Source organism: Flavobacterium sp. LAR06 (genome assembly GCF_041946075.1).
In the GTDB taxonomy this organism is placed as follows: Bacteria; Bacteroidota; Bacteroidia; order Flavobacteriales; family Flavobacteriaceae; genus Flavobacterium.
Window position 1 is genome coordinate 37,095 of the sequence record NZ_JAUTYT010000011.1, and the last position, 26,998, is coordinate 64,092.

General features: G+C 33.3%; 27 protein-coding genes and 1 riboswitch. Of the genes, 16 read left to right on the forward strand and 11 right to left on the reverse strand.

Going from position 1 to position 26,998, the window contains the following annotated elements; all coding sequences use genetic code 11:
• The first annotated feature begins 19 nt into the window (after window positions 1-19).
• Window positions 20-478, forward strand: a complete 459-nt coding sequence (locus Q7C23_RS16080; protein WP_375033493.1) for a tRNA (cytidine(34)-2'-O)-methyltransferase — start codon at window positions 20-22, stop codon at window positions 476-478.
• Window positions 479-480: 2 nt separating this feature from the next.
• Window positions 481-1,269: a hypothetical protein gene (locus tag Q7C23_RS16085; RefSeq protein ID WP_375033494.1), complete on the forward strand. Its 789-nt coding sequence runs from the start codon at window positions 481-483 to the stop codon at window positions 1,267-1,269.
• Here Q7C23_RS16085 and Q7C23_RS16090 read toward each other — a convergent pair.
• The 3 genes from Q7C23_RS16090 to Q7C23_RS16100 are packed head-to-tail and all read right to left on the reverse strand — an operon-like array spanning window position 1,262 to window position 4,255.
• Entirely contained in the window at window positions 1,262-2,038 is a 777-nt protein-coding gene (locus Q7C23_RS16090; protein WP_375033495.1) for an ABC transporter ATP-binding protein, read from the reverse strand. The two genes, Q7C23_RS16085 and Q7C23_RS16090, sit on opposite strands and share 8 nt — an antisense overlap.
• Before the next feature lie 44 nt (window positions 2,039-2,082).
• Window positions 2,083-3,111, reverse strand: coding sequence for an iron chelate uptake ABC transporter family permease subunit (locus Q7C23_RS16095; protein WP_375033496.1), 1,029 nt, complete (start codon window positions 3,109-3,111; stop codon window positions 2,083-2,085).
• Between the two features lies 1 nt (window position 3,112).
• Window positions 3,113-4,255 carry an ABC transporter substrate-binding protein gene (locus Q7C23_RS16100; protein WP_375033497.1) on the reverse strand — a complete coding sequence of 381 codons (1,143 nt, stop codon included), beginning with the start codon at window positions 4,253-4,255 and terminating at the stop codon, window positions 3,113-3,115.
• Window positions 4,256-4,428: 173 nt separating this feature from the next.
• Here Q7C23_RS16100 and Q7C23_RS16105 point away from each other — a divergent pair, with 173 nt between their 5' ends.
• From Q7C23_RS16105 to Q7C23_RS16135, 7 genes are all read left to right on the forward strand, one after another.
• The gene (locus Q7C23_RS16105; protein WP_375033498.1) at window positions 4,429-4,791 is read left to right on the forward strand and encodes a DUF5522 domain-containing protein; all 363 of its coding nucleotides are present in this window, start codon (window positions 4,429-4,431) and stop codon (window positions 4,789-4,791) included.
• Between the two features lie 166 nt (window positions 4,792-4,957).
• Complete coding sequence (gene cobU / locus Q7C23_RS16110) at window positions 4,958-5,479, forward strand: bifunctional adenosylcobinamide kinase/adenosylcobinamide-phosphate guanylyltransferase (RefSeq protein WP_375033499.1); 522 nt, start codon at window positions 4,958-4,960, stop codon at window positions 5,477-5,479.
• Between the two features lie 181 nt (window positions 5,480-5,660).
• Complete coding sequence (cobT, locus tag Q7C23_RS16115; protein WP_375033500.1) at window positions 5,661-7,340, forward strand: nicotinate-nucleotide--dimethylbenzimidazole phosphoribosyltransferase; 1,680 nt, start codon at window positions 5,661-5,663, stop codon at window positions 7,338-7,340.
• 51 nt (window positions 7,341-7,391) lie between these two features.
• Complete coding sequence (locus Q7C23_RS16120; RefSeq protein WP_375033501.1) at window positions 7,392-8,189, forward strand: adenosylcobinamide-GDP ribazoletransferase; 798 nt, start codon at window positions 7,392-7,394, stop codon at window positions 8,187-8,189.
• A complete protein-coding gene (cobC, locus tag Q7C23_RS16125) occupies window positions 8,174-8,710 on the forward strand; it encodes an alpha-ribazole phosphatase (RefSeq protein WP_375033502.1) in 537 nt (178 codons plus the stop codon). The genes Q7C23_RS16120 and cobC overlap by 16 nt, the downstream gene beginning before the upstream one ends.
• Before the next feature lie 68 nt (window positions 8,711-8,778).
• A riboswitch (cobalamin riboswitch) is annotated at window positions 8,779-8,985 on the forward strand.
• Window positions 8,986-9,011: 26 nt separating this feature from the next.
• A complete protein-coding gene (locus tag Q7C23_RS16130; protein WP_375033503.1) occupies window positions 9,012-10,865 on the forward strand; it encodes a TonB-dependent receptor plug domain-containing protein in 1,854 nt (617 codons plus the stop codon).
• A gap of 4 nt (window positions 10,866-10,869) precedes the next feature.
• Window positions 10,870-11,931 (forward strand): YncE family protein, encoded by a 1,062-nt coding sequence (locus Q7C23_RS16135; protein WP_375033504.1) that lies wholly within the window; start codon window positions 10,870-10,872, stop codon window positions 11,929-11,931.
• 76 nt (window positions 11,932-12,007) lie between these two features.
• Here the strand turns inward: Q7C23_RS16135 and Q7C23_RS16140 are convergent, their stop codons facing one another.
• Window positions 12,008-13,480 carry a S41 family peptidase gene (locus tag Q7C23_RS16140; protein ID WP_375033505.1) on the reverse strand — a complete coding sequence of 491 codons (1,473 nt, stop codon included), beginning with the start codon at window positions 13,478-13,480 and terminating at the stop codon, window positions 12,008-12,010.
• Window positions 13,481-13,699: 219 nt separating this feature from the next.
• On the opposite strand from Q7C23_RS16140, the gene Q7C23_RS16145 reads away from it, so the two are divergent.
• The 5 genes from Q7C23_RS16145 to yiaA all read left to right on the forward strand — a co-directional run bounded on the left by Q7C23_RS16145 (window position 13,700) and on the right by yiaA (window position 16,298).
• Complete coding sequence (locus Q7C23_RS16145; protein ID WP_072974436.1) at window positions 13,700-14,209, forward strand: RNA polymerase sigma factor; 510 nt, start codon at window positions 13,700-13,702, stop codon at window positions 14,207-14,209.
• Window positions 14,196-14,654 (forward strand): hypothetical protein, encoded by a 459-nt coding sequence (locus tag Q7C23_RS16150; protein WP_375033506.1) that lies wholly within the window; start codon window positions 14,196-14,198, stop codon window positions 14,652-14,654. Before Q7C23_RS16145 ends, Q7C23_RS16150 begins: the two co-directional genes overlap by 14 nt.
• A gap of 22 nt (window positions 14,655-14,676) precedes the next feature.
• Entirely contained in the window at window positions 14,677-15,204 is a 528-nt protein-coding gene (locus Q7C23_RS16155) for a DUF4252 domain-containing protein (RefSeq protein ID WP_375033507.1), read from the forward strand.
• A gap of 2 nt (window positions 15,205-15,206) precedes the next feature.
• The gene (locus Q7C23_RS16160) at window positions 15,207-15,752 is read left to right on the forward strand and encodes a DUF4252 domain-containing protein (protein WP_375033508.1); all 546 of its coding nucleotides are present in this window, start codon (window positions 15,207-15,209) and stop codon (window positions 15,750-15,752) included.
• A 150-nt stretch (window positions 15,753-15,902) separates the two neighbouring features.
• Window positions 15,903-16,298, forward strand: coding sequence for an inner membrane protein YiaA (yiaA, locus tag Q7C23_RS16165; protein WP_375033509.1), 396 nt, complete (start codon window positions 15,903-15,905; stop codon window positions 16,296-16,298).
• Window positions 16,299-16,372: 74 nt separating this feature from the next.
• On the opposite strand, the gene Q7C23_RS16170 is transcribed toward yiaA, so the two are convergent.
• From Q7C23_RS16170 to rpmH, 3 genes are all read right to left on the reverse strand, one after another.
• Window positions 16,373-17,758 (reverse strand): S41 family peptidase, encoded by a 1,386-nt coding sequence (locus Q7C23_RS16170; RefSeq protein ID WP_375033510.1) that lies wholly within the window; start codon window positions 17,756-17,758, stop codon window positions 16,373-16,375.
• Window positions 17,759-17,908: 150 nt separating this feature from the next.
• Window positions 17,909-20,764 (reverse strand): carbamoyl-phosphate synthase large subunit, encoded by a 2,856-nt coding sequence (carB, locus tag Q7C23_RS16175; RefSeq protein WP_072974444.1) that lies wholly within the window; start codon window positions 20,762-20,764, stop codon window positions 17,909-17,911.
• Between the two features lie 146 nt (window positions 20,765-20,910).
• Window positions 20,911-21,072, reverse strand: a complete 162-nt coding sequence (rpmH, locus tag Q7C23_RS16180) for a 50S ribosomal protein L34 (protein WP_008464848.1) — start codon at window positions 21,070-21,072, stop codon at window positions 20,911-20,913.
• Between the two features lie 166 nt (window positions 21,073-21,238).
• Here rpmH and Q7C23_RS16185 point away from each other — a divergent pair, with 166 nt between their 5' ends.
• The gene (locus tag Q7C23_RS16185) at window positions 21,239-21,754 is read left to right on the forward strand and encodes a hypothetical protein (protein ID WP_026984100.1); all 516 of its coding nucleotides are present in this window, start codon (window positions 21,239-21,241) and stop codon (window positions 21,752-21,754) included.
• A 202-nt stretch (window positions 21,755-21,956) separates the two neighbouring features.
• Here Q7C23_RS16185 and Q7C23_RS16190 read toward each other — a convergent pair whose 3' ends face one another.
• Entirely contained in the window at window positions 21,957-22,616 is a 660-nt protein-coding gene (locus Q7C23_RS16190) for an alpha/beta hydrolase (protein ID WP_375033511.1), read from the reverse strand.
• A 302-nt stretch (window positions 22,617-22,918) separates the two neighbouring features.
• Between Q7C23_RS16190 and Q7C23_RS16195 the strand changes: the two genes are divergently transcribed.
• On the forward strand, window positions 22,919-23,203 hold the full coding sequence (locus Q7C23_RS16195) for a GNAT family N-acetyltransferase (protein WP_074659696.1): 285 nt from the start codon (window positions 22,919-22,921) through the stop codon (window positions 23,201-23,203).
• Between the two features lie 77 nt (window positions 23,204-23,280).
• Here the strand turns inward: Q7C23_RS16195 and Q7C23_RS16200 are convergent, their stop codons facing one another.
• The 3 genes from Q7C23_RS16200 to Q7C23_RS16210 all read right to left on the reverse strand — a co-directional run bounded on the left by Q7C23_RS16200 (window position 23,281) and on the right by Q7C23_RS16210 (window position 26,875).
• Window positions 23,281-24,915, reverse strand: coding sequence for an ABC-F family ATP-binding cassette domain-containing protein (locus Q7C23_RS16200; protein ID WP_194658404.1), 1,635 nt, complete (start codon window positions 24,913-24,915; stop codon window positions 23,281-23,283).
• 270 nt (window positions 24,916-25,185) lie between these two features.
• Complete coding sequence (locus Q7C23_RS16205; RefSeq protein WP_375033512.1) at window positions 25,186-26,361, reverse strand: GlmU family protein; 1,176 nt, start codon at window positions 26,359-26,361, stop codon at window positions 25,186-25,188.
• A 259-nt stretch (window positions 26,362-26,620) separates the two neighbouring features.
• On the reverse strand, window positions 26,621-26,875 hold the full coding sequence (locus Q7C23_RS16210) for a type B 50S ribosomal protein L31 (protein ID WP_029272307.1): 255 nt from the start codon (window positions 26,873-26,875) through the stop codon (window positions 26,621-26,623).
• Between the last annotated feature and the right edge of the window lie 123 nt (window positions 26,876-26,998).

Below are 26,998 nucleotides of genomic sequence, written 5' to 3' on the forward strand. Positions count from 1 at the left end.
TAACTCATAACTCAAAAAGATGCTGAACGTTGTTCTTGTAGAACCTGAAATACCAAATAATACTGGAAATATTGGACGCTTATGTGTAGGCACCGAAAGTCGCTTACATCTAATTCATCCTTTTGGATTTGTGATTAATGATAAAAATCTGAAACGTTCCGGTTTGGATTATTGGGTACATCTTGATGTGACCGAATATCAAAACATAGAAGAATGGATCCAGCAGATTCCGGATCAGTCGCGTGTTTTCTTGATGAGTTCACATGCTGATAAATCCTACTTGGAAACCGATTTTCAGGATGGAGACTGGTTGGTTTTTGGAAAAGAAAGTGTTGGTTTAAGCAAAGAAGTTTTAGCTCGTTTTGAGAACCATTTAACGATTCCGATGTCGAAGTTAATTCGAAGTTTTAATATTGCTAATTCTGTGGCTTTTGTGGTTGGTGAAGCTAAGAGACAGATTGGGTTGAAAAAGGTTTAATTATGGATAAGACAGTTACCGTTAATGAAGCTTTAAAAAACGGTAGAGCAAGACTTGTTCACTTGCCAACGGTGATCATCATAGCAACTATAAGCTTAGGGCTTTTGTTATTTTATCTGAAAATAGTTCCCGGATGGAGTATTCCCATAAATTTAATTGTAGGTTTTTTATCTGGTTGGCTCTCTTGGAGCTATTTTGTAAATAAATGGAAAATTTGGGCATTTGAAAACGTAAGAAACGTTCATGAATTAAAGCGAAAAGCAATTGAAGATAAATTAATTTGGCAAAGTGGAAGCTGGTTTGAAAAAACTGAATTTAAAAGTGAAGATCAAAAATCAAAACTAAAATTATTAGAAAATAAATTTCTTGAGAAGGATAGATTCGAAGACGATGATACCGTTCCTCAAGAGATAATCGTTTATTATGCAACCTCAGCGCTAATATTTAATTTGGTAATTTATACTTTATCACTTTTTGCTATAATCTATTATTTTTTCGAAAATATTTGGATGATATTACTTTCCACTGCTGTTTGTTTTTGCTTAATTTATGATCTCCTTAAAAAATTACGAGATAGAAATCCTCAAATCATAATTAACTCTAAAGGAATTCAATTGAAAAATAAAAAGTTAGTTCCATGGAATAAAGTACGCAATGATAGCCTATCAGGCAATTATCTAATATTTAATAATGAGGGAATTGAAATTGAGTATTTTAATATAAAAAATTACGAGCTGGAAAACTTACTTCATGTTTACAGAGTACGCTTTGAAAACAACAATCTTAAGTAATTACAAACTTCCCTTTTTCGGCATCAAAAATAATATGTTCGTCTTTGAACAAAGTTTCAAAACTTCCTTTTGAGATTAAATTACAAGGTTCATCCTGCACCACAAATTCTGGCGTCATGATGATCATTTCATCGCTTAACTGAATTGCCAAATCGATATCGTGAGTCGAAAACAAAATACATTTCTGCGTTTCTTGTGTTAGCTTTTTTAGCAGTTTAAAAAGTGAAACTTTATGTAGTAAATCTAAATGTGTTGTTGGTTCATCCAAAATAATTAAGGGTGTATCTTGTGCCAAAGCTCTCGCAATTAAAACCTTTTGTAATTGTCCGTCACTGATTTCAAAATGTCTTTTTTGAGCCAAATGTCCAATTTGGGTCAATGCCATTGCTTCCTGAACTTTCTTTATATCTTCTGAGGTTAAAGTCCCAATCCAATTGGTATAAGGCTGTCTTCCTAACGCCACTAATTCAAAAACAGAAAGATTGCTTGGCGGTAATTTTTCGGTTAAAACCAAACTTAAATTCTGCGCTAAATCTAACGGATTGTAAGCTGCTATGTTTTTTTCATTCAGGAAAACATTTCCTCCTAATGGATGCTGAATTCCAGTTAGAGTTCGTAATAAAGTAGATTTCCCAATTCCATTTGCACCAATTAATGAAATGAGTTTTCCTGAATTTAAACTCAAATTTAAATTTTCTGCAATAGTCACAGTTCCTTTATTGGACTTGTAGCCAATGCTTAGATTTGAAGTTTCAAGTATTGTTTTCATTTTTTTTAAAGGTACTAGGGTTCTGAGATACTAAGGTTTGAAGATTACTGAAAATTTCTTTTTCTTATTAATAACCAAATTACTACCGGCGCGCCAATTATAGACGTAATTGCATTTATAGGAAGTGTAACATCAAATCCTGGCATTTGAGAAACTATATCACAGAATAATACAATAATAGCTCCAAAAAGCAATGTACTCCAAAACAGAATCATATGATTACTGGTTTGAAAAGTTAGTTTTGCTATATGCGGAACTGCCAGACCAATAAAAGCAATCGGGCCTGCAAAAGCAGTTATACTTCCGGCTAAAATACTGGTTGCAAAAATAATGATCACACGTGCTTTTCGTAAATTTAAGCCCATACTTCTGGCATAATTTTCTCCAACCAGCAAAGCATTCAAAGGTTTTATACTGCCCGCACTTAAAGCTAAACCAAAAAATACGCTGGCTGATAAAACGGTTATTGATTTCCAGGAAAGGTTTCCAAGATTCCCTAACGACCAAAAAGTAAATTTCTGAAGCTGTTCTGCTGTACTAAAATAAGTTAAAACACTAACAATTGCCGTGGTAAAACTTCCAAACATTAGTCCAACGATCAAGATTGCCATCGTGTCACGTAAGCGTTGTGAAACCACTAAAACCAACAATAAAACAAGTGTGCTTCCTATGGTCGAAGCCAAAACAATTCCGTATGATGATAAGGCGATAACTTTTAAAAAAGACGGCAAAAATCCGGCACCCAGAATTACAAAAGCCACACCCAGACTTGCGCCTGAACTTAATCCTAAAACGTAAGGTCCTGCAAGCGGATTTCTAAACAATGTTTGCATTAATAAACCACTGATTGAAAGTCCGGTTCCAACTAAAATTGCTGTAATTGCTTTTGGCAAACGGTAGTTGATAATAATATATTCCCAGGTTGATTTACTCGCCTGTCCTCCGGTTAAACTGGCATAAACATCTTTGAACGGAATATTTACCGAACCTAAACTAAGGCTCGCAAAAAACATCAGAAGAAGCCCTAAACCCAGAATGATAAATAAAATGGTATTTCGTTTTTTGTTTGCCAATTTAATTCAGTTTAGATGCAAAAGTAAACTCATAACTCGGCAATAAATCCGGATGAAAGATTTTGATATAATCTTTCAAAACCAGATCTGGACGGCTTGGTGACAATTCATAATAAATGGTTCCCCCAGTTGCACCAAACTTGCTTTCTAAAGTATAAATGGATTTATTTTTAAAAGCGTCAAACTCACTGTAATGCGGATTTGCTTTTTCTAATTCGGCCAAAGTCAGAAAAGATCCTGACGCAATCCAAACATTCGCTGTTTTGGCTTTGTCTAATACTTTTTCGAATGATAAACCTTCACTTCCGGTACCTTTTAAATCGGCCCATAAATAATTAGACTTTGCATCTTTCATAAATTGCGCTACCCAGCTGTTTCCTTTTGCCACATACCAAACGTCTTCGTACATAGAACCATATAAAACTGTTGTTGTAGCAGGCTTATCAGCTACTAATTTCTTAGCCTGATTATAACTTTCAACAATCTTATCGAACAGTTCTTTTGCTTTATCTTCCTTAGCAAACAAGGCTCCGTAAAGTTTAATCCATTCGGCTTTTCCCAGTGGAGATTGTTCCATCCAATCCGCTTGAATCATCACATTTAAACCGCTTTTTTTCAAATTATCCAGCATCGGATTGTTATTGTCAACTCCAAAAGTTACAATCAAATCTGGTGACAAATCTATTAACTGCTCAATGTTTAATTTTTCGTTTTGTCCAACATTTTTTACAATACCTTTATCAATCAATATTCTCGTTTTTTCAGAAGAAATATAATCGGTATGCGGAAAACCAACTAATTTATTTTCTACATCCAGCATTTCAAGATACGGAATATTGGTTGTTGATGTAACTACAACCGTTTCCAGCGGGACTTTGATTGTTGTGTAGGTTTGAAGACTATCCGGAACTTTAGCATCTTTTTCCTTTAAAATATAAGTAAACTTTTTATTTGCATTTGGCCATGGATTGGTAACCGTTACAACAGAATACCCTTCCTGTTTTACTATAGAAAGCCCTGAAGCATATTCGATACTATTTTTAGCAATTGTAGATTTTGCAACTTCGGTAGTTTCATTTTTTTTACAACTTACAAGAAGAAAAAAAGACAAAACATAAAACGTTTTAGGTAATAAATGTTTCATATGTTGGTTATACTATTTTGTGATTTGAAATCGTTAACACCAATATCGGCACAGATTTTGAACACTAAAATTTCAAAATTAAATTTTTTGATGAGGACAAAGGTAAGGCAATTTCTATTTTTTTTGTTTACCTTTATTCTTACAAATCTCAACAAACTCATTTTTTACTTTATATGAATACCACAAAAACCAAAATTTGTTCGAGTTGCGAAACTATTTTTAGATGCGGGGATATTTCTGTTGAAAACAAATGTTGGTGTAATGATTATCCTCCCATTTTTAATCTTTCTGAAGGAGGAGATTGCCTTTGCCCTGCCTGCTTTAAAGAAGCCTGCGTAGACAAAATTGATGCTTATGTAGAAACAATGACACCTAAAAAAGCACTTCAAAATAAAGCCATATCTTTACCAAAAACTGCAAAACTTATCGAGGATATTGATTATTATAAAGAAGACGGCAATACTGTCTTTACTAGTTGGTTTCATTTGAAACGCGGTAGCTGTTGCGGGAATGATTGTCGTCATTGCCCCTACTAATTATTAAAAGCTACTGATTATTTAAATGATAAAGAATTTGAAAACATTAGCAACGATGCCATTACAATCTTAAAACTAATTAGAAGTATTATCAAAACCACAAAAAATCAACTCGTTTCCAAACCAGTTCCTACTACAAATTAACAACTAACAATTAACAATTATAATGATTTACTTAATTACCGGCGGCGAACGATCAGGAAAAAGCAGTTATGCCCAAAATTTAGCATTGAAACTTTCGGATACACCAATCTATGTAGCAACGGCCAGAAAATGGGACGATGATTTCCAGAATAGAATTGACCGTCATCAACAGGAACGCGACGAACGATGGACCAATATTGAAAAGGAAAAACATTTAAGCGAAATTGATTTTTCAGGAAAAGTGGCATTGATTGATTGCGTAACACTTTGGCTTACTAACTTTTTTGTAGACACTAAAAATGATGTTGCTTTAAGTTTGGAAGAAGCAAAAAAAGAGTTTCTTGCGATGGCCAAGCAGGAAAACGCAACACTAATTATTGTTACCAACGAAATCGGAATGGGCGTTCATGCCGAAACGCATATTGGCAGAAAATTTACAGAATTGCAAGGCTGGATGAATCAGTTTTTGGCAGCAAATGCAGATGAAGTGGTTTTGATGGTTTCAGGAATTCCGGTAAAAATTAAACCTTCTCAATTTCAATAGCAAAAATCAATTTCAATGGCAATGGAATACTAAAAACAAAGAAATTGCAAATTTTAAATTCCAAATTCCAAGGCACTGCCTTAACTTTACATAAATCCAGATTAATTTTTGAAATTGATATTGCAATTGTTTTTTTGCAATTGACATTGAATTTTGTAATTGTTATTGACATTGAAAATTTATGAGCTATTTAGATGATATTTTAAAATCGCGTCGTGATACCCGACATTTTACTACTGATGAAGTTCCTGATGAAGTGATCGAAAAAGCTTTACAGGCCGGGCATTGGGCACCATCTGTTGGGCTTACAGATGCCACACGCTACTATATCATCAAATCTGTAGAAGTAAAAAAGGCTATCAAAGATTTGTTTTTGGATTATAATAAAAAAGCCGAATCACTGACCGATAACCCCGAACAAAAAGAACACTATAAATCCCTGAAACTTGAAGCTATTGAAGAAGCTCCAATTGGACTTATTATCGCTTACGACCGTTCTGTTTTAAATCAATTTACGATTGGAACTGTTGGCAGTAATGAAGCGGTTAAATTTAGTTCGGTTTGTGCAGCTCAGAATATTTGGCTTTCCCTTACCGATCAGGGCTATGGCATGGGCTGGGTTTCGATTTTAAATTATCACCAGTTTAAAAAAATACTCGATTTACCTGAAAATATTGAGCCTTTAGGTTATTTCTGCGTAGGAAAACCAGCAACGAATTACAACAATCAGCCGATGTTGCAACAATTGCATTGGAAACAAAAATCCGAAGCTCCTATTTGTTCAGAAATTAAAAATGTAACGGAAAGTTATATTTCTGACTTAAAGTTAAAATCTCAAACTGAGATTGAAAATAAAAATGATTTCAGCAAAGAATTACAAGAAAAAATAGACGGTAAAACCAAACCAGTAGGTGCTTTAGGGACTTTGGAAACTTTAGCTTTTCAGCTGGCTACGGTTTTTGAAACTTTAAATCCGAAAATTATAAATCCGAATGTTATTGTTTTTGCAGCTGATCATGGAATTGCAAATCATGGTGTGAGTGCCTATCCTCAAGATGTAACACGCCAAATGGTGGGCAATTTTCTGGAAGGCGGTGCAGCTATAAACGTTTTCTGCAAACAGAATGATATTCAATTGTCCATTGTAGATTCAGGCGTAAATTATGATTTTCCGACAAATGCTAATCTAATTAATGCCAAAATTGCTAAGGGAACCCAATCGTTTTTACACGCGCCTGCGATGAGCGAAACCGAATTGCAATTGTGTTTTGAAAAAGGAAAAACCATTGTAGAAAATATTGCAAAAACAGGTTCAAACTGTATTGGTTTTGGTGAAATGGGAATCGGAAACACTTCTACAGCTTCTGTATTAATGAGTCTTTTAACTGGTTTTTCTATCGAAGAATGTGTCGGAAAAGGAACAGGAGTTGAAGATCAAAAATTACTACAGAAGCAGGAATTTCTAAAAAAAGCAATCGAAAATTATTCCGGTAAGGCCGATTTAAAAGAGCAACTTGCTTATTTTGGAGGTTTCGAAATTATACAAATGGCAAGCGGAATACTGACTGCGTTTGAAAACAAAATGCTGATTTTAGTGGACGGTTTTATTTGCAGTGTCGCTTTTTTAATTGCTACAAAAATAAATCCTTCTATAATTAAAAATGCTGTTTTTTGCCATTGCTCTGCTGAACAGGCACATCAAAAATTACTTCAATATTTGAATGCAAAACCAATTTTAAATTTAGATTTGCGTCTGGGCGAAGGAACGGGCTGCGCAATTGCTTTTCCTATTTTGAAATCGGCGGAAGCTTTTTTGAACGAAATGGCTAGTTTTGAGAGTGCTGGGGTTAGCAAGAAATAAATATCAATGGCAATAACAAATTTCAATGCCAATTAAAAATAACATTCTTAAATGAAAAAAGAACTACATATTTTCTTTACCTGCTTAATGTTCTATACCCGAATTCCATGCCCAAAAAACATCGATCATAATCCTGATTATTTAAATAAGGCTACACGTTATTTTCCTTTTATTGGATGGATTGTAGGAAGCATTTCTTTTTTGGCTTTTTATATTTTCGCTCAATTTCTTTCTGTTGAAATTGCAGTTATTTTAGCAATTATCGCTTCTATTCTAACAACTGGCGCTTTTCATGAAGATGGTTTTGCTGATGTTTGTGATGGTTTTGGCGGAGGCTGGACTAAAGAAAAAATCTTAATGATAATGAAAGACAGTGCCATTGGTGCTTATGGTGCAATTGGTTTGGTTTTATTATTTTTATTGAAATTCAAATTGCTTTCCCAATCAATTTCTATTTTTCAAATCGAAAGCTATAATGGACTTCTTAAGGTTTTTCTTTTGTTTATTTCAGCTCATGCTTTAAGTCGTCTGGCAGCGATTTCAATCATTTTTACACATGAATATTCTCGTGATGATGCTTCAAGTAAAAGTAAACCAATTGCTAAAAAACACAGCTGGAAAGAAGTTTTCGGAGCTTTTCTCTTCGGATTAATTCCTCTTTTTGTACTATCTTATTTTCAGTACGAATTTTTATTTATCTTAATTCCTGTTTTTATAACTCGCTACTTTTTGGCACGTTACTTCCAGAAATGGATTGATGGTTATACAGGAGATTGCCTGGGCGCAACGCAACAGATTTGCGAAGTTGTTTATTATCTAAGCTTTCTTTTGATATGGAAATTTATCTAGTTCGCCATACCGAAACTGCTTGCGAAAAAGGGATTTGTTACGGACAATCTGATGTTGATTTAGCAGAACCTTTCGATTCCATATTTGAAAATATTCTTTTGCAATTACCTACGGAAGCGATTATTTTTTCAAGTCCGCTGAAGCGATGTGTAATTTTGGCTCAATATATTCAGGACAGTATAAAAACCATATCCTATCAGGAAGACAAACGTTTAATGGAAATGGATTTTGGTGATTGGGAAATGAAAAACTGGAATGATATTCTGCCTGAACAACTCAATCCGTGGATGGAGGATTTTGTAAATGTCCCTGCTTCAAATGGGGAGTCTTTTGTTGTATTACACAAACGTACTGAAGCTTTTTTATCACATTTAACTTCAAAACAAATCAATTCGCCCATCATAGTTGTTTGTCATGCCGGAATCATAAGAAGTATCTTATGCCATCATTCCTCCTTACCGTTAAAAGATGCTTTTCAAAATAAAGCAGATTTTGGTGAAGTCATTAAAATTGAGCTCTAAGAGTAGTTTTGTTTAGAATTTGACTTAAAAAGTAAAACAAATTTGATAATTCAACATTTTTAACTTTATCTTTGCCCGAAATTTAAGGTTGTGTTTTAATTTTAAAAACGCATTAAAAGGGAATCAAGTAAAATCTTGAGCTGTACCCGCAACTGTAAGCTAAGTTCTGAAAAGAATGCTTGTTGTTAACTACAAAACCACTGCTCGCTCCGGCGAGTGGGAAGGTAAACAACAAGACGCAAGCCAGGAGACCTGCCTTTATAACAAATATCGAACTCTCGGGAAAAAGAGTGTAGAAATTATGACTTTAAAAAAACTTTTCGCTTTTTACTTGCTATTGTTGTGCCAGATTATGTCGGCGCAGAACGACTCCATTACAAATTTGAAAGCTGTTGTAGTTTCTGATTCTAACCTGAAAAAATATTCGACTTCACAATCTGTTTTAAAACTCAATGATTCTATTATCAATAAAAATGAGGCTTTATTAACGGATCTTTTAAACTTCAACTCCACTATTTATTTCAAAGAATACGGAAGAGGTATGCTTTCGACAGTGGCTTTTAGAGGAACTACATCTTCTCAAACAGCCGTAATCTGGAACGGAATCAACATAAATTCTCAAATGAACGGAAGTACTGATTTCAATACGATTTCAGGTTCTGATTATAATTCTGTTAGTGTAAAAGCTGGTGGGGGAAGCGTAATTTATGGAAGCGGTGCTATTGGTGGAACTGTACATTTGAATAACGATTTAAGCTTTTACAAACGTTTCGAAAATAATCTGAAATTGGATTATGGAAGTTTTAATACTATCGGAATCAATTATAAAACTAATATTTCGAACGAAAAATGGAGTGCACAGATAGGTTTTTCTAAAAATAGTTCGACGAACGATTATAAGTATCTTAATCGATATACCTGGAAAGGCGAACAGCGCTGGAACCAAAACGGGCAATACGATGTAATTACCATGAGTGCCAATTTGGGGTATAAATTTGACGCTAAAAACAGTTTAAAATTATACAGTCAAACTTCTAACACAGATCGTAATACCTCGTTAATAACTGAAAATGAAACCAAAAGCAAATACGTAAACGGATTCAATCGAAATTTATTAGAATACGATGGTGATTTTGGAAAATTCAAAACCAATTTCAAAACTGCTTATATTTTTGAAAATTATCAATATTACCCTGATAATTCTCTTAATCAATACACTTTCGGAAAAACAGAAAGTTTTATTGCAAAAGCTGATCTAGGATATACCCTTTTTAAATCGACACAAGTCAACGGAATTTTAGATTACAACCGAACCAAAGGATTTGGAAGTGGTTTTGGTGATAATACCAGAGAAATTAGTTCTGCTGCCTTATTGATAAAACAAGATTTTTCGAAAGATTGGAAAAATGAGTTTGGAATCAGAAAAGAATTCACCGATAACTACAAATCACCTGTTTTATTCTCTTTGGGATCTTCTTATCAATTTGGAAAATTATATAATTTAAAATTGAATTTGTCCCGAAATTTTAGAATTCCAACTTTCAACGATTTATATTGGGAGGAAGGCGGAAATCCTGATTTGAAACCTGAAAGTTCATATCAGGCAGAAATTGGAAATGTTTTTACTTATAAAAATATTTCGCTTACGCAGACTTTCTACTACATCAAAATTACAGATTTATTGCGCTGGGTTCCTGGCAGCAACGGAATCTGGACACCGCAAAACACAGATAAAGTCAACACCTACGGAACCGAAACTTTGTTGAGTTGGAAAAAACAATATGGCAAAAATTATTTTGGAGCCAATGCAACTTATGCTTATACGGTTTCTAAAGATATAGCGACTGACAAACAGCTGTTTTTTGTTCCCTTTAATAAAGTTACCGCAGCCGTTTCTTATTCCAGAAATAATATCTCGACTTATTACCAATTTTTGTATAACGGTTTTGTTTACACACAGGCCGACAATGACCCAAATAAAATTGTAGATGCTTATATGGTTTCTAATATCGGAATCGACTATGATTTTAAATTTTTGAGTTCTTTCAAACTAGGCTTCCAGGTTTTAAATCTTTGGAATGAAAATTATGAAAGTCTTGAAAACAGACCAATGCCAGGAAGAAATTTTAATATGTACTTAAACCTTAAATTTTAATATAATGAAGTTAACCAGATTATTTTTAGTAGCAGTAAGCGTATCGCTTTTTGTTTCTTGTTCGAACGATGACAACAACAATGATGATAACACCCCTAAAGGAGCTTATGAGAATGGATTTTTCATCTTAAATGAAGGAAATAGTAGCGGTGGCTCAGTTTCATTTGCAAGTGATGATTTAGCAAATTTCACCTCTGATGTTTATAAAACTGCAAATCCTACCGATGTTGCAGGCGTTTTTCTTCAAAACATCTTTTTTGATGGAGATAATGCGTATGTTATTGCTGGTGGATCTAACGTAATTAACGTTGTAAACAGATATAGTTTTAAGTTAATTGCAAAAGTTGAAACTGGCCTTGCTAACCCAAGATATGGAGTTGTAAAAGATGGAAAAGCCTATGTAACAAATGCAAATACTTATTCTTATAGCAATCCGACAACCGGGAATACTGATGATTATATTGCAATAATTGATTTGGCTACCAATAAAGTAGAATCTAAAATCGAATTAGGTGCAACATCAAACAGAATTTTGTTGGAAAACAATAAATTATACATTACAGATTCTTATAACGACAAAATACTAGTAGTAAATCCAGCTACAAAAGCTCTAGAAACTCCTATAACCATTGGTACTAGTGGAGACAGCATGGAAGCTAAAGACGGAATTTTGTATGTTTTGAGAGCTCCTTATGGTGATAATAGAAGTGAAATTGTAAAAGTAAAATTATCTGATAAGTCGGTTACTAAAATTACTTTCCCTGAATCTTTAGACAGAGCTGGTTACTTAGACATTTATAATGATAAAATTTATTATACTTCAAACAAGTCAGTATACGCAATTAGTACTACTGCAACGGCTGCTTCAACAACAGCAATTGCAACTGTCAGCCTTCCTGTAGGTGGTTCAATTTACGGTTTTGCAGTAAACAAGGATAAAATATTTATTGCTGATGGTGGCGATTTCGGATCTAACAGCAAAGCTTACATCTACAATTTAAGTGGAAATTTACAAAAAGAATTAACAGTTGGTGTAGGACCAAATGGTTTTTACTTCAACGATTAATAAATACCTTTATTTTTAAATTTGTTTTTGGATTTTTTTGTAAAAAAGGCTTTCATTTCTGAAAGCCTTTTTCCGTTTATTTTAATAATTTTTGAAACTCTTTTGGAACAGTCTCTAAATACATTTCGTTTCTATAGCCATTGATTTTCTTAGAATCTGTAACATAAGGCAAGATTAAATTTTCATCAATTTGAACCTTTTTAGCGGTAGAGCCAGTAATTTTAGATATCGCCAAATTTAATAATGGCTCTCCTGAATCACCTAATACACCATAAGTACTAACAGACTCATTCTGGACATATGTTGGTGGCAACCCCGCTGTATAGTCTCCAAAATCAGCAGAATTTGAAATTTTAAAAACTAACGGCTGCATTGCATATTTATGGTTTGGGTTGACATTAGTTTTAGTAAAGGTAGGCGAATCATAAACGGTAAATGAGCCCACATTTTTACCAATTGTCGTTTCCCCAATCTGAACGACATTAATATAGGGTTTTAATCCGTTTATCACCAATTCACTTGCCGATGCGGTATTAGAAGTTGTAATAACATAAACAGTACTTAAATTTAAACTGTTAAGAGCAGCTCCATCAATATCTTTTACAAATCTTTCGTTTAAAAACTCCAAATCATCAGCAGTCATTCCTGCCATTTGCTTCAAATTATACTGTCTTTTTGAAAATATTTTCCCTTCAAATTGCCCGGTAATCATACTTGCTAAACGTGTTGAAGAACGAACTGAACCACCTCCATTATATCTCAAATCTAAAACCAGGTCTGTCGCCCCTTGTGCTTTTAGTTCCCCAAAAGCCTGATTTAATTTAGTATCATATTCAGCATAAAAACCATTATACATTAAATAACCTATTTTGTGACTGCCAGAAGTAACTACCTTCTTAATTAATATTGGATTTTCTTCTAATACAGTTTTGGTTAAAGCAACTGATTTTCCATTCAAAACAAACGCAGAACCATTATAATCCGCAAGGTTTAACGTGTAACTATCAGGATTAAGTAATAACGATTCGTAGTTTGAAACGGTAAGTTTTGTACCATTTACACTCGTAAATAAATCACCCCTTTTAATATCTTTAGATGAAGCATCAGAATTAGGAATAATATAACGGACATAACCTACTACATCATTAGAACCCTCAGAGACTCTGCTCAATCTAAAATCTACTCCATTGTTTTTTGAAATTCCGTTAAGTTCTTGTTCCAAAACAGTATAATCATCAACAATCCAGCTAAAACGATCGATTGCATTAATTGGATATTTACTAACTGGCTTATTTAATAAATCTTCGAATAATTCTTCTGGCTTAGAATATCCAGACAAAAATGAGTTAAGAGCATCTTGATTTGCAAAACGATCATCAGCCAAATTAGGCACATCAGCCTGCCATAAATAAACTTCATTTAATCCTTTCCAGACAAAATCATTTACTTGCAGATTTGCAGGCGCATCAACATCATCATTATCGTCACATGATTGCAAAGCAAATGCAAGCAGAAATACAAGTAATAAACTCTTTAATATTGTTTTCATATATTTAGGTGTAGTAGTATTCAATCCTTTATTAACGTAAAAATACTACCTTTAGTTTTAACTCTATTATCTTTTCTTAAAAAAAATACAAATTCGTTGTAACAAAAATAATAGTACCTCGTCTTGACTATATAAGCTTACTTGTAAATACTGATTAATTAACTAAATCACAATAAACGAATAACTTATAACCGACCAAAAACCAACAAATAACCAATTATGAATCAAGTTGCGTTTATAGAATTGATTAATCCTTTTAAAGACAAAGTTTTTCGTCTGGCAAAAAGATTACTTACCAGTACTGAAGAAGCAGAGGACGCCACTCAGGAAGTAATGGTAAAATTATGGAACAAAAAAGAAAATTTAGACGCTTATAATAATATTGAGGCTGTTGCGATGACAATGACCAAAAATTATTGTCTCGATCAGTTAAAATCTAAAAGAGCGGGAAATTTAAAAATAGTTCATAATAACTATACAGATCGTGAACCGCAGCTAGACAAAAAACTGGAAGATTCAAATAGTCTGGAATGGGTTGAAAAAATTATAAATCAGTTGCCCGAGCAACTCCAAATATTAATTCAGCTTCGCGATGTTGAGCAATATGAATTTGATGAAATTGCCAAAATTGTCAACATGAATGAAACGGCTATTAGGGTAGCACTTTCGAGAGCGAGAAAAAAAATAAGAGAATCAATGGTTAATACACACAGTTATGGAATCAGATAAAATAGGAAATATATTAGAAAAATACTTTCAGGGAGAAACTACTATTGCTGAAGAAAAAGAATTAAAAGAATATTTTTCTTCTCCGAATGTTGCGCAGCATTTAGAGCAGTACAAACCAATGTTTGGTTATTTCTCTCAGGTAAAACAACAAAAAACGACACAAGAGATTCCACTACAAACTAAAAAACGAAATGTGGCGTGGTTATCAATTGCAGCTTCAGCTGTTGTTTTACTAGGAATAGGAACCTTTTATTTTGCAAGTCAAAAAACTACAACTCAGACTGTAGCACAATCAGAATTAGGAACCTATGATAATCCGGAAGAAGCACTTGCTGCAACGCAAAAAGCTTTGGCTTTATTATCGAACAATGTGAATGTAGGTATTGAAAGTGTACAGTACATTCAGGAATATGAACAATCAAAAGACAAAATTTTTAAACAGTAAATCAATCAAAAAAATAAACAAAATGAAAAATTTCATCATAACATTAGTATTCGCATTCGTTAGTACCGCTTTTTATGCTCAGGGAGCATTTGATAAATTTGATGGTCAGGACGATGTAACCTCAGTAATTGTAAACAAAAAAATGTTCGATTTAATGAGCAAAGTAAAAGTTGACGCTTCTGATAAAGAAATGCAACAATACATCAGTCTGATTAAAAAATTAGAATACTTAAAAGTGTTTACGACAAAAAATCCTAAAATCGAAGCTGATATGAAAGCTTCAGCAGATAAATATGTAAAAACAGCCGGTTTAGAAGAATTAATGAGAATCAATGACGGTGGCAGAAACGTAAAAATATCAGTAAAATCTGGAGCGACAGACTCTCAGGTAAGAGAATTACTGATGTATGTTGACGGTGCTAAAGGTGACGAAACCGTTTTATTATCTTTAACGGGTAACTTTGACATCAACGAAATTTCAGTACTAACAGATAAGATGAAACTTCCTGGTGGTTCTGACTTAAAAAAAGCCACTAAAGGCAAAAAATAATTATGAGACTTAACGTTTTTACCACAGCCCTTTTAGTATTACTAACTTTAGTAAGTTGTAATTCTGAACCTTCATTGCAAAAATATTTTGTACAGAATACCGATAACAAAGATTTTATCGCTCTTGATATTTCGCCAAGTATCCTAAACATAGAGAAAACGAAGCTAACTGCAGAACAAACTGAAGCTTTAAAATCATTTGACAAAATGAACATATTGGCGTTCAAAGCTAATGCTACAAATCAGGCGCAATTTGAAACAGAAAGAACTAAAGTTAAAGCTATTTTGAAAGATCCAAAATACCAAAAATTAATGTCTTTTGGTTCGGGGAAAGACGGTGCTTCTATAAGCTACGTTGGTACAGATGAAAACATTGAAGAGTTTGTCGTTTTTGCTAATAGAAAAGAAAATGGTTTTGCGGTAGTTCGTGTTTTAGGAAAAAATATGAATCCAAATAACATCATGACTTTAATGTCGGTTTTGCAAAAGTCAAAAATTGACATGGAACAATTGAAGCCTTTACAGCAATTGATTAATACTAATAAATAATACATCTTACTTTTAATAAAAAAAGCTCCAAATAATTGGAGCTTTTTTTTGTTAAAACATTGAAGGATTAAACTTACTAAAATAATAATTGATTTATTTTAAAGTGAATTGAATTTAGCTATATTTGTTATCTAACCAAAAATAATAAATATGGTACAAAAAACATCGAATGCCTTTATTGCGGCATCTTGGGTAGCTCTTGGAGCTGGAACAGTTGGTTTTATAGTTGGACTTGCCAGAGCTGAAATGCTGCTAAATGAAAAAGGATACTATTTTACAGTTTTAATGTTTGGTCTGTTTGCTGTAGTTTCACTACAAAAAAGTGTACGAGACAGACTTGAAAAACTTCCGGTAACAGATATATATTATGGAATTTGCTGGTTCGGAACTCTTTTATCAATTGTATTATTGACTGTCGGATTATGGAACGCAACTATTTTACCAAGTGAAAAAGGATTCTATGCTTTTGCATTTTTATTAGCATTATTCGGTGCTATTTCGGTACAAAAAAATACCCGAGATAATATGGCATTTTCTAATGAATAATATCTTAAAATCATAACGACAAAAACTTCCAAATACCAAAACGAAAAAAGCTCCAAAAAATTTGGAGCTTTTTTCTATTTACTATTTTTTGCTGTTTCATATCGCATTTTCAACCCCTCTAAATAGGGAGCTCTTTGCTCTTCTGCTAAAACTATTGATTTTTCAAAATTACTCAGAGCCAACTTTTTCTTGCCATTAAGCTCAAGCATATCGCCATAGGCCAAATAAGTCATTGGAGATTTGGAATATAAAACAGTATTGCTTTTTAAAATACATTCTGCCATTAAAGGATTTTTCTTGATATTTTGAGAACCGAAAAAATTAATATCACCCTCGCTAAACAAACCTAAATCAATTCCTTTTCTAAAAATTTCTGTTATTTGGTGCTCCATTTTTTCAACATTATTTTCTGAAAATGATTGCCCTTGCTGCTTAGCAATAGCCTCTAATTCATCATATAATTTTTTTGATTCTGCTGCTTTTTTAATTCTATAGATTTCTGCAGCCTGAGCAGCTAATTCAACGGTTTTAGAATAGGCATTTTCTCCTGAAGTTTTAATTTCCGGAAGTACACCGATTCCTTCCCAATTTGTCTTTGTTACTGGATTTACCCCGGTTCCTACTGGAATAAAGATTTCTAAATCAGAATTTATCTTAAAAACATCTCCAGGATTTGCCGCTCCTCCGGTAGCTTCTCCCACTAATACAGCCCTTTTTTGGCTTTGCATATTATAACTAAATTCCTCTGCTCCTGAAAAAGCTTTCGGACCAGTAATTATAAATAAAGGAACATCAATCCTTTTTTTTCCATTTACCTCATGGGTAATCACTTCATCTTTACGATTTCCTTCCCTAAAGTAAAGCGTATTAATTAATAAATCACTTTTCAAAAAATAACTGCATAAGTAATTTACCGTTTTAGGATTACCTCCGCCATTATTCTGTAAATCAATAATTATAGCATCCGTATTTGCCAGAAGAAACATATAGGCATCAATAGTTTTATTTGTTTCTGCAAGGAAAAAGTCAATGCTTAGATACCCAATATTTCCATCAATTACTTTTACCTCTTTAAAACCGTTAGCCTGTTTTCGGGTATCTGTATATTTTTTCAAATACAATTGGTAATCATCACCTGAATTTTCCTGTTCCTTTACTGGAACAAAAGCAGGCCAGACACCTAAATGCTTATCACCATTAACTACTCTAATTTCTTTAGTTAAAGCAACTGCAAAAGAATCAAGTAGCTCCTGTTTTTTAAATTTCCCTTCCTTTAAACTTTTATTTAAATGACTAACAATTAATTCAGCCTTATCTGGAAAAACATAATGTTCCTGTAGTAATAAATCAATTTTACTGATGGTTTCTTTTTTGAACTTCTCATTTATTTTTTTCTGCCCAAAAACTTCGGCTTTAAAAACAATGACAAATAACAAGAGATGGATAAAAAGTGATTTCATGTTTTTTCTTTAGAAATAATTACAATAAAAATGACGGAGTTAAATCGGTCCTTATCAAATATAGGTAAATATTTCATTATCAAACACAAGTTAAAAAAAGGCATAAAAAAAGCCCCATTTTCATGGAGCTTTTTTATATCAGGTTTGAGATTATTTACTCAAATACATTTTTCTTCTTGAGTACAACTCGTAGAATTGATCATCTTTTAAGTCATCAATAAACAAGATGCTTTCTCCAGTCGATTTCATTTCAGGTCCTAATGCCTTGTTTACATTTTGGAATTTGCTGAAAGAGAAAACAGGTTGTTTGATCGCATATCCTTTCAATTGTGGATTAAAATCGAAGTCTGTTACTTTATTGTGGCCTAACATTACTTTTGTAGCATAGTTCACATAAGGCTCTCCGTAAGCTTTTGCGATAAACGGAACCGTTCTTGAAGCTCTTGGATTTGCTTCGATAATGTAAACTGTATCATCTTTAATCGCAAACTGAATGTTGATTAGACCTACTGTTTTTAAAGCTCTTGCGATTTTATAAGTATGATCTTTAATCTGCTGCATTACGAATTCTCCTAAGTTAAAAGGAGGCAATGTAGCATTACTATCCCCAGAGTGAACCCCACAAGGTTCGATATGCTCCATAATTCCGATAATGTAAACATTACCATCAGCATCACAAATTGCATCTGCTTCCGCTTCGATTGCTCCGGCTAAATAATGATCTAAAAGCAATTTATTTCCTGGAATTGTTTTCAATAAATTGATAACATGTTCCTCTAATTCTTTTTTGTTGATTACAATTTTCATTCCCTGACCTCCTAATACATAAGAAGGACGAATCAATAATGGAAAGTCTAAAGTATCCGCTAAAGCAGAAGCTTCGTCAGCTGTTTCAGCAATTCCAAATTGTGGGAAAGGAATATGTAATTCTCTCAATAAGTCAGAGAATCTTCCTCTGTCTTCTGCTAAATCAAGTGCATCAAAACTAGTTCCGATGATTTTCACTCCGTATTTAGATAATTTTTCAGCCAATTTCAAAGCTGTTTGTCCACCTAACTGAACAATAACACCTTCTGGTTTTTCATGCTGAATGATGTCATAAATATGTTCCCAGAAAACAGGCTCAAAGTATAATTTATCAGCTGTATCAAAATCAGTCGAAACTGTTTCAGGATTACAGTTGATCATAATTGTTTCGTATCCACATTCTTTTGCAGCCAAAACTCCGTGTACACAAGAATAATCAAACTCAATTCCTTGTCCAATTCTGTTTGGTCCTGAACCTAAAACGATGATTTTCTTTTTATCGGTAACAACGCTTTCGTTATCTACATAACGTTCGCCATTTGCTTTTTCAATCTCAGCTTCGAAAGTCGAGTAGTAATAAGGTGTTTGTGCTTTAAACTCTGCAGCACAAGTATCAACCAATTTAAACACACGGTTGATGTTTTGGTCCATACGTAAAGTGTGAACTTCACTTTCCAGACAATTCATCATGTGAGCAATTTGTCTGTCGGCAAAACCTTTTTGTTTTGCTTCAAGCAACAATTCTTTTGGAAGATTAGAAATTTTGTAGTTCGAAATTTCTTTTTCTAAAGTATAAAGCTCTTCGTATTGTTTCAAGAACCACATATCGATTTTTGTGATTTCATGGATACGACTCAACGGAATTCCCATTGCAATCGCATCATAAATTACAAAAACACGATCCCAGCTTGCAAAAGTCAGTTTCTCGATAATTTGCTCATAATTGGTATATCCTTTTCCATCAGCACCTAAACCATTTCTTTTGATTTCTAATGACTGTGTAGCTTTGTGCAAAGCTTCCTGGAACGAACGTCCAATTCCCATTACCTCACCTACAGATTTCATCTGAAGTCCTAAAGTTCTGTCAGCACCTTCAAATTTATCAAAGTTCCAACGTGGTATTTTTACAATTACATAATCAAGAGTCGGTTCAAAAAGAGCCGAAGTCGATTTTGTAATTTGGTTTTGTAATTCATCTAAATTATAACCCAAAGCCAGTTTAGAAGCAATTTTAGCAATTGGGTAACCAGTCGCTTTTGATGCCAACGCAGAAGAACGAGACACACGAGGATTAATCTCAATCGCTACGATATCTTCTTTATCATCTGGTGAAACTGCAAATTGTACATTACAACCTCCAGCAAAATTTCCGATACTACGCATCATGAGGATAGCATAGTCACGTAATTTTTGGAAAGTGGTATCCGATAAAGTCATTGCCGGTGCAACCGTAATCGAATCTCCGGTATGAATTCCCATTGGATCCATATTTTCGATCGAACAGATAATCACCACATTATCATTTTTATCTCTTAAAAGCTCTAATTCATATTCTTTCCATCCTAACAAAGCTTTGTCAATCAAAACTTCGTGAATTGGCGACATTTCTAATCCGTAGGTTAGTTTTTCGTCAAATTCTTCTTTACTGTGAACAAAAGCTGCTCCTGTTCCTCCTAATGTAAACGAAGGACGAATTACTAACGGAAATCCAAATTCCTGAGCAATTTCTTTTCCTTCAAGGAAAGAAGTAGCTGTTTTTGCAGGTGCAGTAGGTACATTTATCTTTTGAAGCAATTGTTTAAATTGCTCTCTGTCCTCAGTAATGTTAATAGCATTTACATCAACACCTATTAATCTTACTCCGAAATCCTGCCAAATTCCTTTTTCATCAGCTTCCAGACATAAATTCAAAGCTGTTTGTCCTCCCATTGTTGGCAAAACCGCATCAATTTGTGGATGCTCCTTCAGAATTTCAATAATCGATTTTGTAGTTAATGGTTTCAAATATACATGATCGGCCATGGTTGGGTCGGTCATAATAGTCGCTGGATTTGAGTTTATCAAGATAACTTCAATTCCTTCTTCACGAATAGAACGTGCAGATTGAGATCCTGCATAATCGAATTCGCAAGCTTGACCAATAACAATAGGACCTGATCCTATTATTAAAACTGATTTTATTGATGTGTCTTTAGGCATTGTATTTGTATTGTGTAGTTATATAAAGTACTTTAAAAAACATTCGTAGTATATTCTAAACTAGAACGTTGCAGCTTTTTTACCGACAAGGTATAAAAAAAGGCGATACTAAAAAAGTAATCGCCTTATGTATGTTTATACAAACATTATTTTTTGTGTCTAGGTTCGCTAGAAACAGTTAATTTATGTCTTCCTTTTGCTCTTCTACGCGCCAGAACTTTTCTTCCATTCGCAGAAGCCATTCTGTCCATAAATCCGTGCTTATTTCTTCTTTTTCTTTTCGATGGTTGAAACGTTCTTTTGCTCATTGCTTTGTATCTTTAAAATGGTATCTAATATCTCTTTTCTGTTTTTGAATATCGTTATTCTAAAACCGAGTGCAAATATACAAAGACTTTTTTTTCTGGCAAGTACTTTAATAAAAATATTTTTAATTCATTTTACTATATTTGCAAGCACAAATATACATCTATTATGTTTAACAAAAATATTAAGCTTATTTTGGCCGGACTTCTTGTAGTTGCTGGCGTTTGGCAATTTACTGAGAGTAATATCGGGAATGGTATTTTCCTTATATTATTGACAGCAATTCCTATTTTTCTTTATTTCAAAAACGAATTTATCCTTTTAGCCTTCCTAAAATTAAGAAAACAAGATTTCGAAGGAGCTAAAAACTGGCTGGCATACATCAAAAATCCGGAATCGGCATTAGTTAGAAAACAACAAGGATATTTTAATTACCTACACGGAATCATGTTATCTCAGACTAATATCAATCAGGCAGAGAAACATTTCAAGAAAGCAATCGAACTTGGTTTATCTATGGATATGGATTTAGCTGTAGCTAAATTAAACCTTGCGGGAGTTGCAATGTCACGCAGAAGAAAGCTTGAAGCTACTAATTTATTGAATGAAGCTAAAAAATTAGACAAACAAGGCATGCTAAAAGAGCAAATCACAATGATGAAAGAGCAAATGAAGAAAATCTAAACTTCTTTAAATCACAATATTTAAAATCCCAAACTCCAATTTATGGTGTTTGGGATTTTTTTTTGATACACTTTTTGTCATTTCGACCGAAGGGAGAAATCACACACGTAACTCGACAAAGATTGGCGATTATTACTACGGAGCTTATAAAGCCATTCCAAGAAATCCAAGGATTGGAATTTGGAATTTTTAAAATTAGAATTTAATCCTCCAATATAATAGAAGGCAAATTCTGATTCAGCCATTTATATTTATTAAGAATCATAACATGCGTTCCTCCTTTTACAATAATGCAGCTCTTAATATATTTTATCGGAAAAACATCATCTTTATCTCCATGAATATGAACTACATTTTCATCACGCTGATCTCTGTCCCATAAAATAACATTTTCAACAGCCCATTGCAAATAATTAAGATCACGCATCGCCAGAAACTTCTCATACAACTTAATACGTTTATTGATTTTTTCTCCAAAAGAATATTTTGCAAGGTTTTCAATATTCAAAATCAACTTCATCGGAATCAGCTTATACGCCTTTGTAGTTTTTCCGATTTTCATTCTTCTTGGAAATTCCGTATTGCTTCTAACACTGGAAATAATGATAATTTTCCGAACCTGAATATGTTTCGCCATTTCCTGAACCAGAATTCCCCCAAAGGAAACTCCTATCAAAACTGGATTTTCATGTTTGATATTTTTGGTTATGCGCAGCGCATAATCAGATAACGATTCCTTAGGCTGCGGAATTTCCCACTCCAGCAAACACATTTCAAAAACAGCTTCGTCTAATTTAATTCTTTCAAAAATGCTTGAGCTAGCTGCTAAACCAGGCATAAAATATACAGGAATTTTACTCATTTGACAGAAAAGGAATTTTAATTACAGTTTTCAATTTCAAGTTAAATTTACTTTTTTTACTAATATGCACAGCAAATCTTACACCATAAATAGACATTAAAGCAAATAAAATTACAAAAGCACGCCCGTACCTGCACTTAAAAAAATAATTTCATATTGAAAATCAAATGATTACCTTTGCATGCCAAATTATTCGTATTCATTATTCTTCCACAGAATTTTGAACGATTTAAAACCCGAATCTATATTAACATTTTTAACCTACAAAAACATGTCAAATTATGGAACCTATTGAAACAATTATGGAAATCAAAGACAACACTTTTGCAAGACAATTTGAGACCATAACCCCTGAAGGACTAATTTCTGTTGAGTATTCGTTTCAGGAAAAGAAAATTTTCTTAACCAAGATCAACACTCCCGAAGGTTTTGAAAATCAAGAATTGATTAATGCATTACTAAAAAGTATCATGGAAATTGTGATCGAAAAAAAATTCAAACTAATGCCAATTCATCCAAAAATTGTACTTTTTATCAAGAAAAATCCAAAGTACAAAGAATTGCTTCCCCCTGGAATTAGAATTTAATTTCGTGATTTCTTTCTACAAAAAAAAAAGCACAAGAATCAACTTGTGCTTTTTTTGTTTTCATATAGATTGAAAAATTATTTTTCGATCTCTCTCATAGAATCCATTTTTTTATGCGCCAAGAAACCGGCAACATCTTCAAAATGTTCTTTCACTCTTTTATTTCCAAATTCAAAAACTTTAGTCGCCAGCCCGTCAAGAAAATCACGGTCATGAGAAACCAAGATTAATGTTCCGTCAAAATCACGCAACGCATCTTTAATAATATCCTTAGTCTTCATGTCTAAGTGATTCGAAGGCTCATCCAGAATTAATAAATTCACAGGCTCCAACAATAATTTAATCATTGCCAAACGCGTTTTCTCTCCACCAGAAAGCACTTTTACTTTCTTGGTAATATCATCACCCTGAAACATAAATGCTCCTAAAATATTTTTAATCTGAGTACGAATATCTCCAACAGCAATTGCATCAATAGTTTCAAAAATCGTAGCATTTTCATCCAACAATGAAGCCTGATTTTGGGCAAAATATCCAATTTGAGAATTATGACCAATATCTACACTTCCTTCATCGATACCAATTTCTTTCATGATCGCTTTGATCATAGTCGATTTTCCTTCACCATTCTTACCCACAAAAGCTACCTTTTGCCCTCTTTCAATAACAATATTAGCATCTTTAAAAACAACGTGATCTCCGTATGATTTAGACAAATCTTTTACCACAACTGGATATTGTCCTGAACGCGCTGCCGGCGGGAATTTCAATTTTAACGCAGAGTTATCCACTTCATCAACCTGAACAATAACTAACTTCTCCAACATCTTCACACGAGACTGAACCGCATCTGTTTTAGAGAATGTCCCTTTAAAACGATCAATAAAAGCTCTGTTATCAGCAATCATCTTTTGTTGCTCATCGTACGCTTTTTGTTGGTGGATACGACGGTCTTTTCTTAATTCTAAATAATGAGAATACTTCGCTTTATAATCATAAATTCTTCCCATTGTCACTTCAATAGTACGATTTGTAATATTATCTACAAATGCTCTATCGTGCGAAATTACCACAACAGCCTTAGCCTGATTTAATAAAAATTCTTCTAACCACTGAATACTTTCAATATCCATATGATTGGTTGGCTCATCCAGCAAAATCAAATCCGGTTTTTGCAAAAGGATTTTAGCCAATTCTATACGCATTCTCCATCCTCCTGAAAATTCAGAAGTCTGACGCGTAAAATCTTCACGTTCAAAACCTAAACCAACTAAAATTTTCTCAACTTCAGCTTCGTAATTTACTTCTTCGATCGCATAATATTTCTCACTTAAGTCAGAAACTCTTTCGATCAATTTCATGTATTCATCACTTTCATAATCAGTACGAACCGTTAATTGTTCGTTGATTTCATCGATTTCAGCTTTCATTTTAAAAATCTCACCAAAAGCTTTTGATGCTTCTTCCATTACAGTCGAACCATCTTTAGTCAACAAATGCTGAGGCAAATAAGCCACAACAGCATCTTTTGGAGTCGATATACTTCCAGTAGAAGGTTTGCTTTGACCAGCAATTATTTTTAGAAGTGTCGATTTTCCCGCACCATTTTTACCCATAAGGGCAATTTTATCATTTTCATTTATAGCAAAAGAAACATCGCTAAATAATGTAGTTCCACCAAACTGAACCGAAATATCGTTAACTGTAATCATTTAGATTTTTAGATTTTAGACTGCTTAGATTTTTAGACTTCTTAGCAAGTGTTTTTTTGAAGGTGCAAAGATAGATTTTAATTAGATAATGTACCAATTCTAAATGTGGCAATTTGTCAATTAGATAATTAGATAATTTCAAGAATTAGAAAATGTGACAATGAGATAATTAGATAATTCCCCAAATCCACAGCAAACAAAACCCGACAGGTTTTAAAACCTGTCGGGTTTGCTAAAATTATCTAATTTTCTAATTGACTAATTATCTAATTAATCTTTTCTCCATTTTTTCGTTTCTTCAAAAATATGTTCCAAGATTGCAGATTCTGTTTCATCAAATTCAATATTTCTACGTCCCATAACCAATTTAGCCGTTTCGAAAGCTTTTTTAGTTACATAAGTAGTAAAACCAGCTGCTCCACCCCATGAAAAACTCGGAACAAAATTGCGAGGAAAACCACTTCCGAAAATATTAGCACTCACTCCTACTACAGTTCCGGTATTAAACATTGTGTTGATTCCGCATTTACTATGATCTCCCATCATTAAACCACAAAACTGAAGTCCTGTTTTAGCAAAACCTTCTGTTTCATAGCTCCATAATTTCACTTCCTCATAGTTGTTTTTAAGGTTCGAATTATTACTATCCGCACCAATATTACACCATTCACCTAAAACAGAATCACCTAAAAATCCGTCATGTCCTTTATTTGAATTAGCAAAAAGAACTGAATTCTTTACTTCACCACCAATTCTTGACCCCGGACCAACAGTTGTTGCTCCATAAACCTTAGCATTCAGCTTTACCTGTGCATTTTCGCACAGAGCAAAAGGACCACGAATTACGGTTCCTTCCATAATTTCAGTATTCTTACCTATATATATAGGACCCGTTGAAGCATTAAGCGTTACAAACTCTAATTTTGCTCCTTCCTCAATAAATATATTTTCCGGAGCAATAACATTTACACTTTTTGGAATTGCCTGTGATTTTCTATCTTCTGTTAAGAAAGCAAAATCAGCACGAATGGCAGCATCATTTTTAGAAAAAATATCCCAGATGTGTTCAACTGTTAAACAATCATCATTATATTGGATAATTTCATACGAATCGAAATCAACTTCTTCCTGATTTTCCGTTGTAAAAAAAGCAATAACATCCTCTCCTTTAAAGATTGCCTGATTTTCTTTTAAATCAGAAACCATTTCAGCAAGCGTATCATTTGGTAAATACGCCGCATTTATCATCACATTTTCCTCCATTTCCACCATCGGAAATTTGACAGATAAATAATCTTCAGTAATAGTTGTTATGGTTGAGCCCAAACGCGCTTCCCATTTTTGACGAATCGTCATAATTCCGATTAAAATATCAGCCACTGGTCTTGTAAAAGTAAAAGGCAATAAAGCATTCCGGACTGGACCGTCAAAAAGAATATAATTCATAAATAAAAAAATTTGGTACTTGTTAAAATCTTGATTTGGTTATCGAGGTCAAAGTTACAAATATTTTATTTGTTCGATAAAGCATGCTGCTATACAAAAAGACAAATACAATTGTTTTTTTTCGCCACGAATTCACGAATTATTTAATACCTAAACATAAAAACTAATTCGTGAATTCGTGGCGAAAATTTATGTGGAATTTAAATGTATAAAAAAAGCCTTCCAAATTGGAAGGCTTTTATATGAATAAAAACAATTATTAGTTTTTAACGTGTTTTGCATATTTAGTTTTGAACTTGTCAATACGTCCTGCAGTATCGATAAGTTTAGATTTACCAGTATAAAAAGGGTGAGATGTTCTAGAAATCTCCATTTTTACAACTGGATACTCAACTCCGTCAACTTCAATTGTTTCTTTTGTATCTGCAGTAGATTTAGTGATAAAAACTTCGTCATTTGACATGTCTTTAAACGCAACTAATCTGTAATTTTCTGGGTGAATTCCTTTTTTCATCTTTTCTTTTATTTATTGTTTAGAGCATTTTTATTTTGAAGCTTTTCCATGGTTAGAAAAAGGTGTAAACAAAGACTACTCTTTTTTGTTTAAAAATTTAATTATTTTTGAGTGTGCAAATTT

What these genes read in the sequence shown, in the direction of transcription:
- Q7C23_RS16135 (WP_375033504.1), top strand. Translation starts at nt 10,870, where the DNA reads ATGAAGTTAACCAGATTATTTTTAGTAGCAGTAAGCGTATCGCTTTTT.
- yiaA (WP_375033509.1), top strand. Translation starts at nt 15,903, where the DNA reads ATGGTACAAAAAACATCGAATGCCTTTATTGCGGCATCTTGGGTAGCT.
- Q7C23_RS16200 (WP_194658404.1), bottom strand. Translation starts at nt 24,915, where the DNA reads ATGATTACAGTTAACGATATTTCGGTTCAGTTTGGTGGAACTACATTA.
- Q7C23_RS16190 (WP_375033511.1), bottom strand. Translation starts at nt 22,616, where the DNA reads ATGAGTAAAATTCCTGTATATTTTATGCCTGGTTTAGCAGCTAGCTCA.
- Q7C23_RS16170 (WP_375033510.1), bottom strand. Translation starts at nt 17,758, where the DNA reads ATGAAATCACTTTTTATCCATCTCTTGTTATTTGTCATTGTTTTTAAA.
- Q7C23_RS16185 (WP_026984100.1), top strand. Translation starts at nt 21,239, where the DNA reads ATGTTTAACAAAAATATTAAGCTTATTTTGGCCGGACTTCTTGTAGTT.
- Q7C23_RS16140 (WP_375033505.1), bottom strand. Translation starts at nt 13,480, where the DNA reads ATGAAAACAATATTAAAGAGTTTATTACTTGTATTTCTGCTTGCATTT.
- Q7C23_RS16195 (WP_074659696.1), top strand. Translation starts at nt 22,919, where the DNA reads ATGGAAATCAAAGACAACACTTTTGCAAGACAATTTGAGACCATAACC.
- cobU (WP_375033499.1), top strand. Translation starts at nt 4,958, where the DNA reads ATGATTTACTTAATTACCGGCGGCGAACGATCAGGAAAAAGCAGTTAT.
- Q7C23_RS16100 (WP_375033497.1), bottom strand. Translation starts at nt 4,255, where the DNA reads ATGAAACATTTATTACCTAAAACGTTTTATGTTTTGTCTTTTTTTCTT.
- cobC (WP_375033502.1), top strand. Translation starts at nt 8,174, where the DNA reads ATGGAAATTTATCTAGTTCGCCATACCGAAACTGCTTGCGAAAAAGGG.
- Q7C23_RS16085 (WP_375033494.1), top strand. Translation starts at nt 481, where the DNA reads ATGGATAAGACAGTTACCGTTAATGAAGCTTTAAAAAACGGTAGAGCA.
- Q7C23_RS16145 (WP_072974436.1), top strand. Translation starts at nt 13,700, where the DNA reads ATGAATCAAGTTGCGTTTATAGAATTGATTAATCCTTTTAAAGACAAA.
- Q7C23_RS16210 (WP_029272307.1), bottom strand. Translation starts at nt 26,875, where the DNA reads ATGAAAAAAGGAATTCACCCAGAAAATTACAGATTAGTTGCGTTTAAA.
- cobT (WP_375033500.1), top strand. Translation starts at nt 5,661, where the DNA reads ATGAGCTATTTAGATGATATTTTAAAATCGCGTCGTGATACCCGACAT.
- Q7C23_RS16205 (WP_375033512.1), bottom strand. Translation starts at nt 26,361, where the DNA reads ATGAATTATATTCTTTTTGACGGTCCAGTCCGGAATGCTTTATTGCCT.
- Q7C23_RS16130 (WP_375033503.1), top strand. Translation starts at nt 9,012, where the DNA reads ATGACTTTAAAAAAACTTTTCGCTTTTTACTTGCTATTGTTGTGCCAG.
- Q7C23_RS16090 (WP_375033495.1), bottom strand. Translation starts at nt 2,038, where the DNA reads ATGAAAACAATACTTGAAACTTCAAATCTAAGCATTGGCTACAAGTCC.
- Q7C23_RS16080 (WP_375033493.1), top strand. Translation starts at nt 20, where the DNA reads ATGCTGAACGTTGTTCTTGTAGAACCTGAAATACCAAATAATACTGGA.
- Q7C23_RS16120 (WP_375033501.1), top strand. Translation starts at nt 7,392, where the DNA reads ATGAAAAAAGAACTACATATTTTCTTTACCTGCTTAATGTTCTATACC.
- Q7C23_RS16105 (WP_375033498.1), top strand. Translation starts at nt 4,429, where the DNA reads ATGAATACCACAAAAACCAAAATTTGTTCGAGTTGCGAAACTATTTTT.
- Q7C23_RS16160 (WP_375033508.1), top strand. Translation starts at nt 15,207, where the DNA reads ATGAGACTTAACGTTTTTACCACAGCCCTTTTAGTATTACTAACTTTA.
- rpmH (WP_008464848.1), bottom strand. Translation starts at nt 21,072, where the DNA reads ATGAGCAAAAGAACGTTTCAACCATCGAAAAGAAAAAGAAGAAATAAG.
- carB (WP_072974444.1), bottom strand. Translation starts at nt 20,764, where the DNA reads ATGCCTAAAGACACATCAATAAAATCAGTTTTAATAATAGGATCAGGT.
- Q7C23_RS16150 (WP_375033506.1), top strand. Translation starts at nt 14,196, where the DNA reads ATGGAATCAGATAAAATAGGAAATATATTAGAAAAATACTTTCAGGGA.
- Q7C23_RS16155 (WP_375033507.1), top strand. Translation starts at nt 14,677, where the DNA reads ATGAAAAATTTCATCATAACATTAGTATTCGCATTCGTTAGTACCGCT.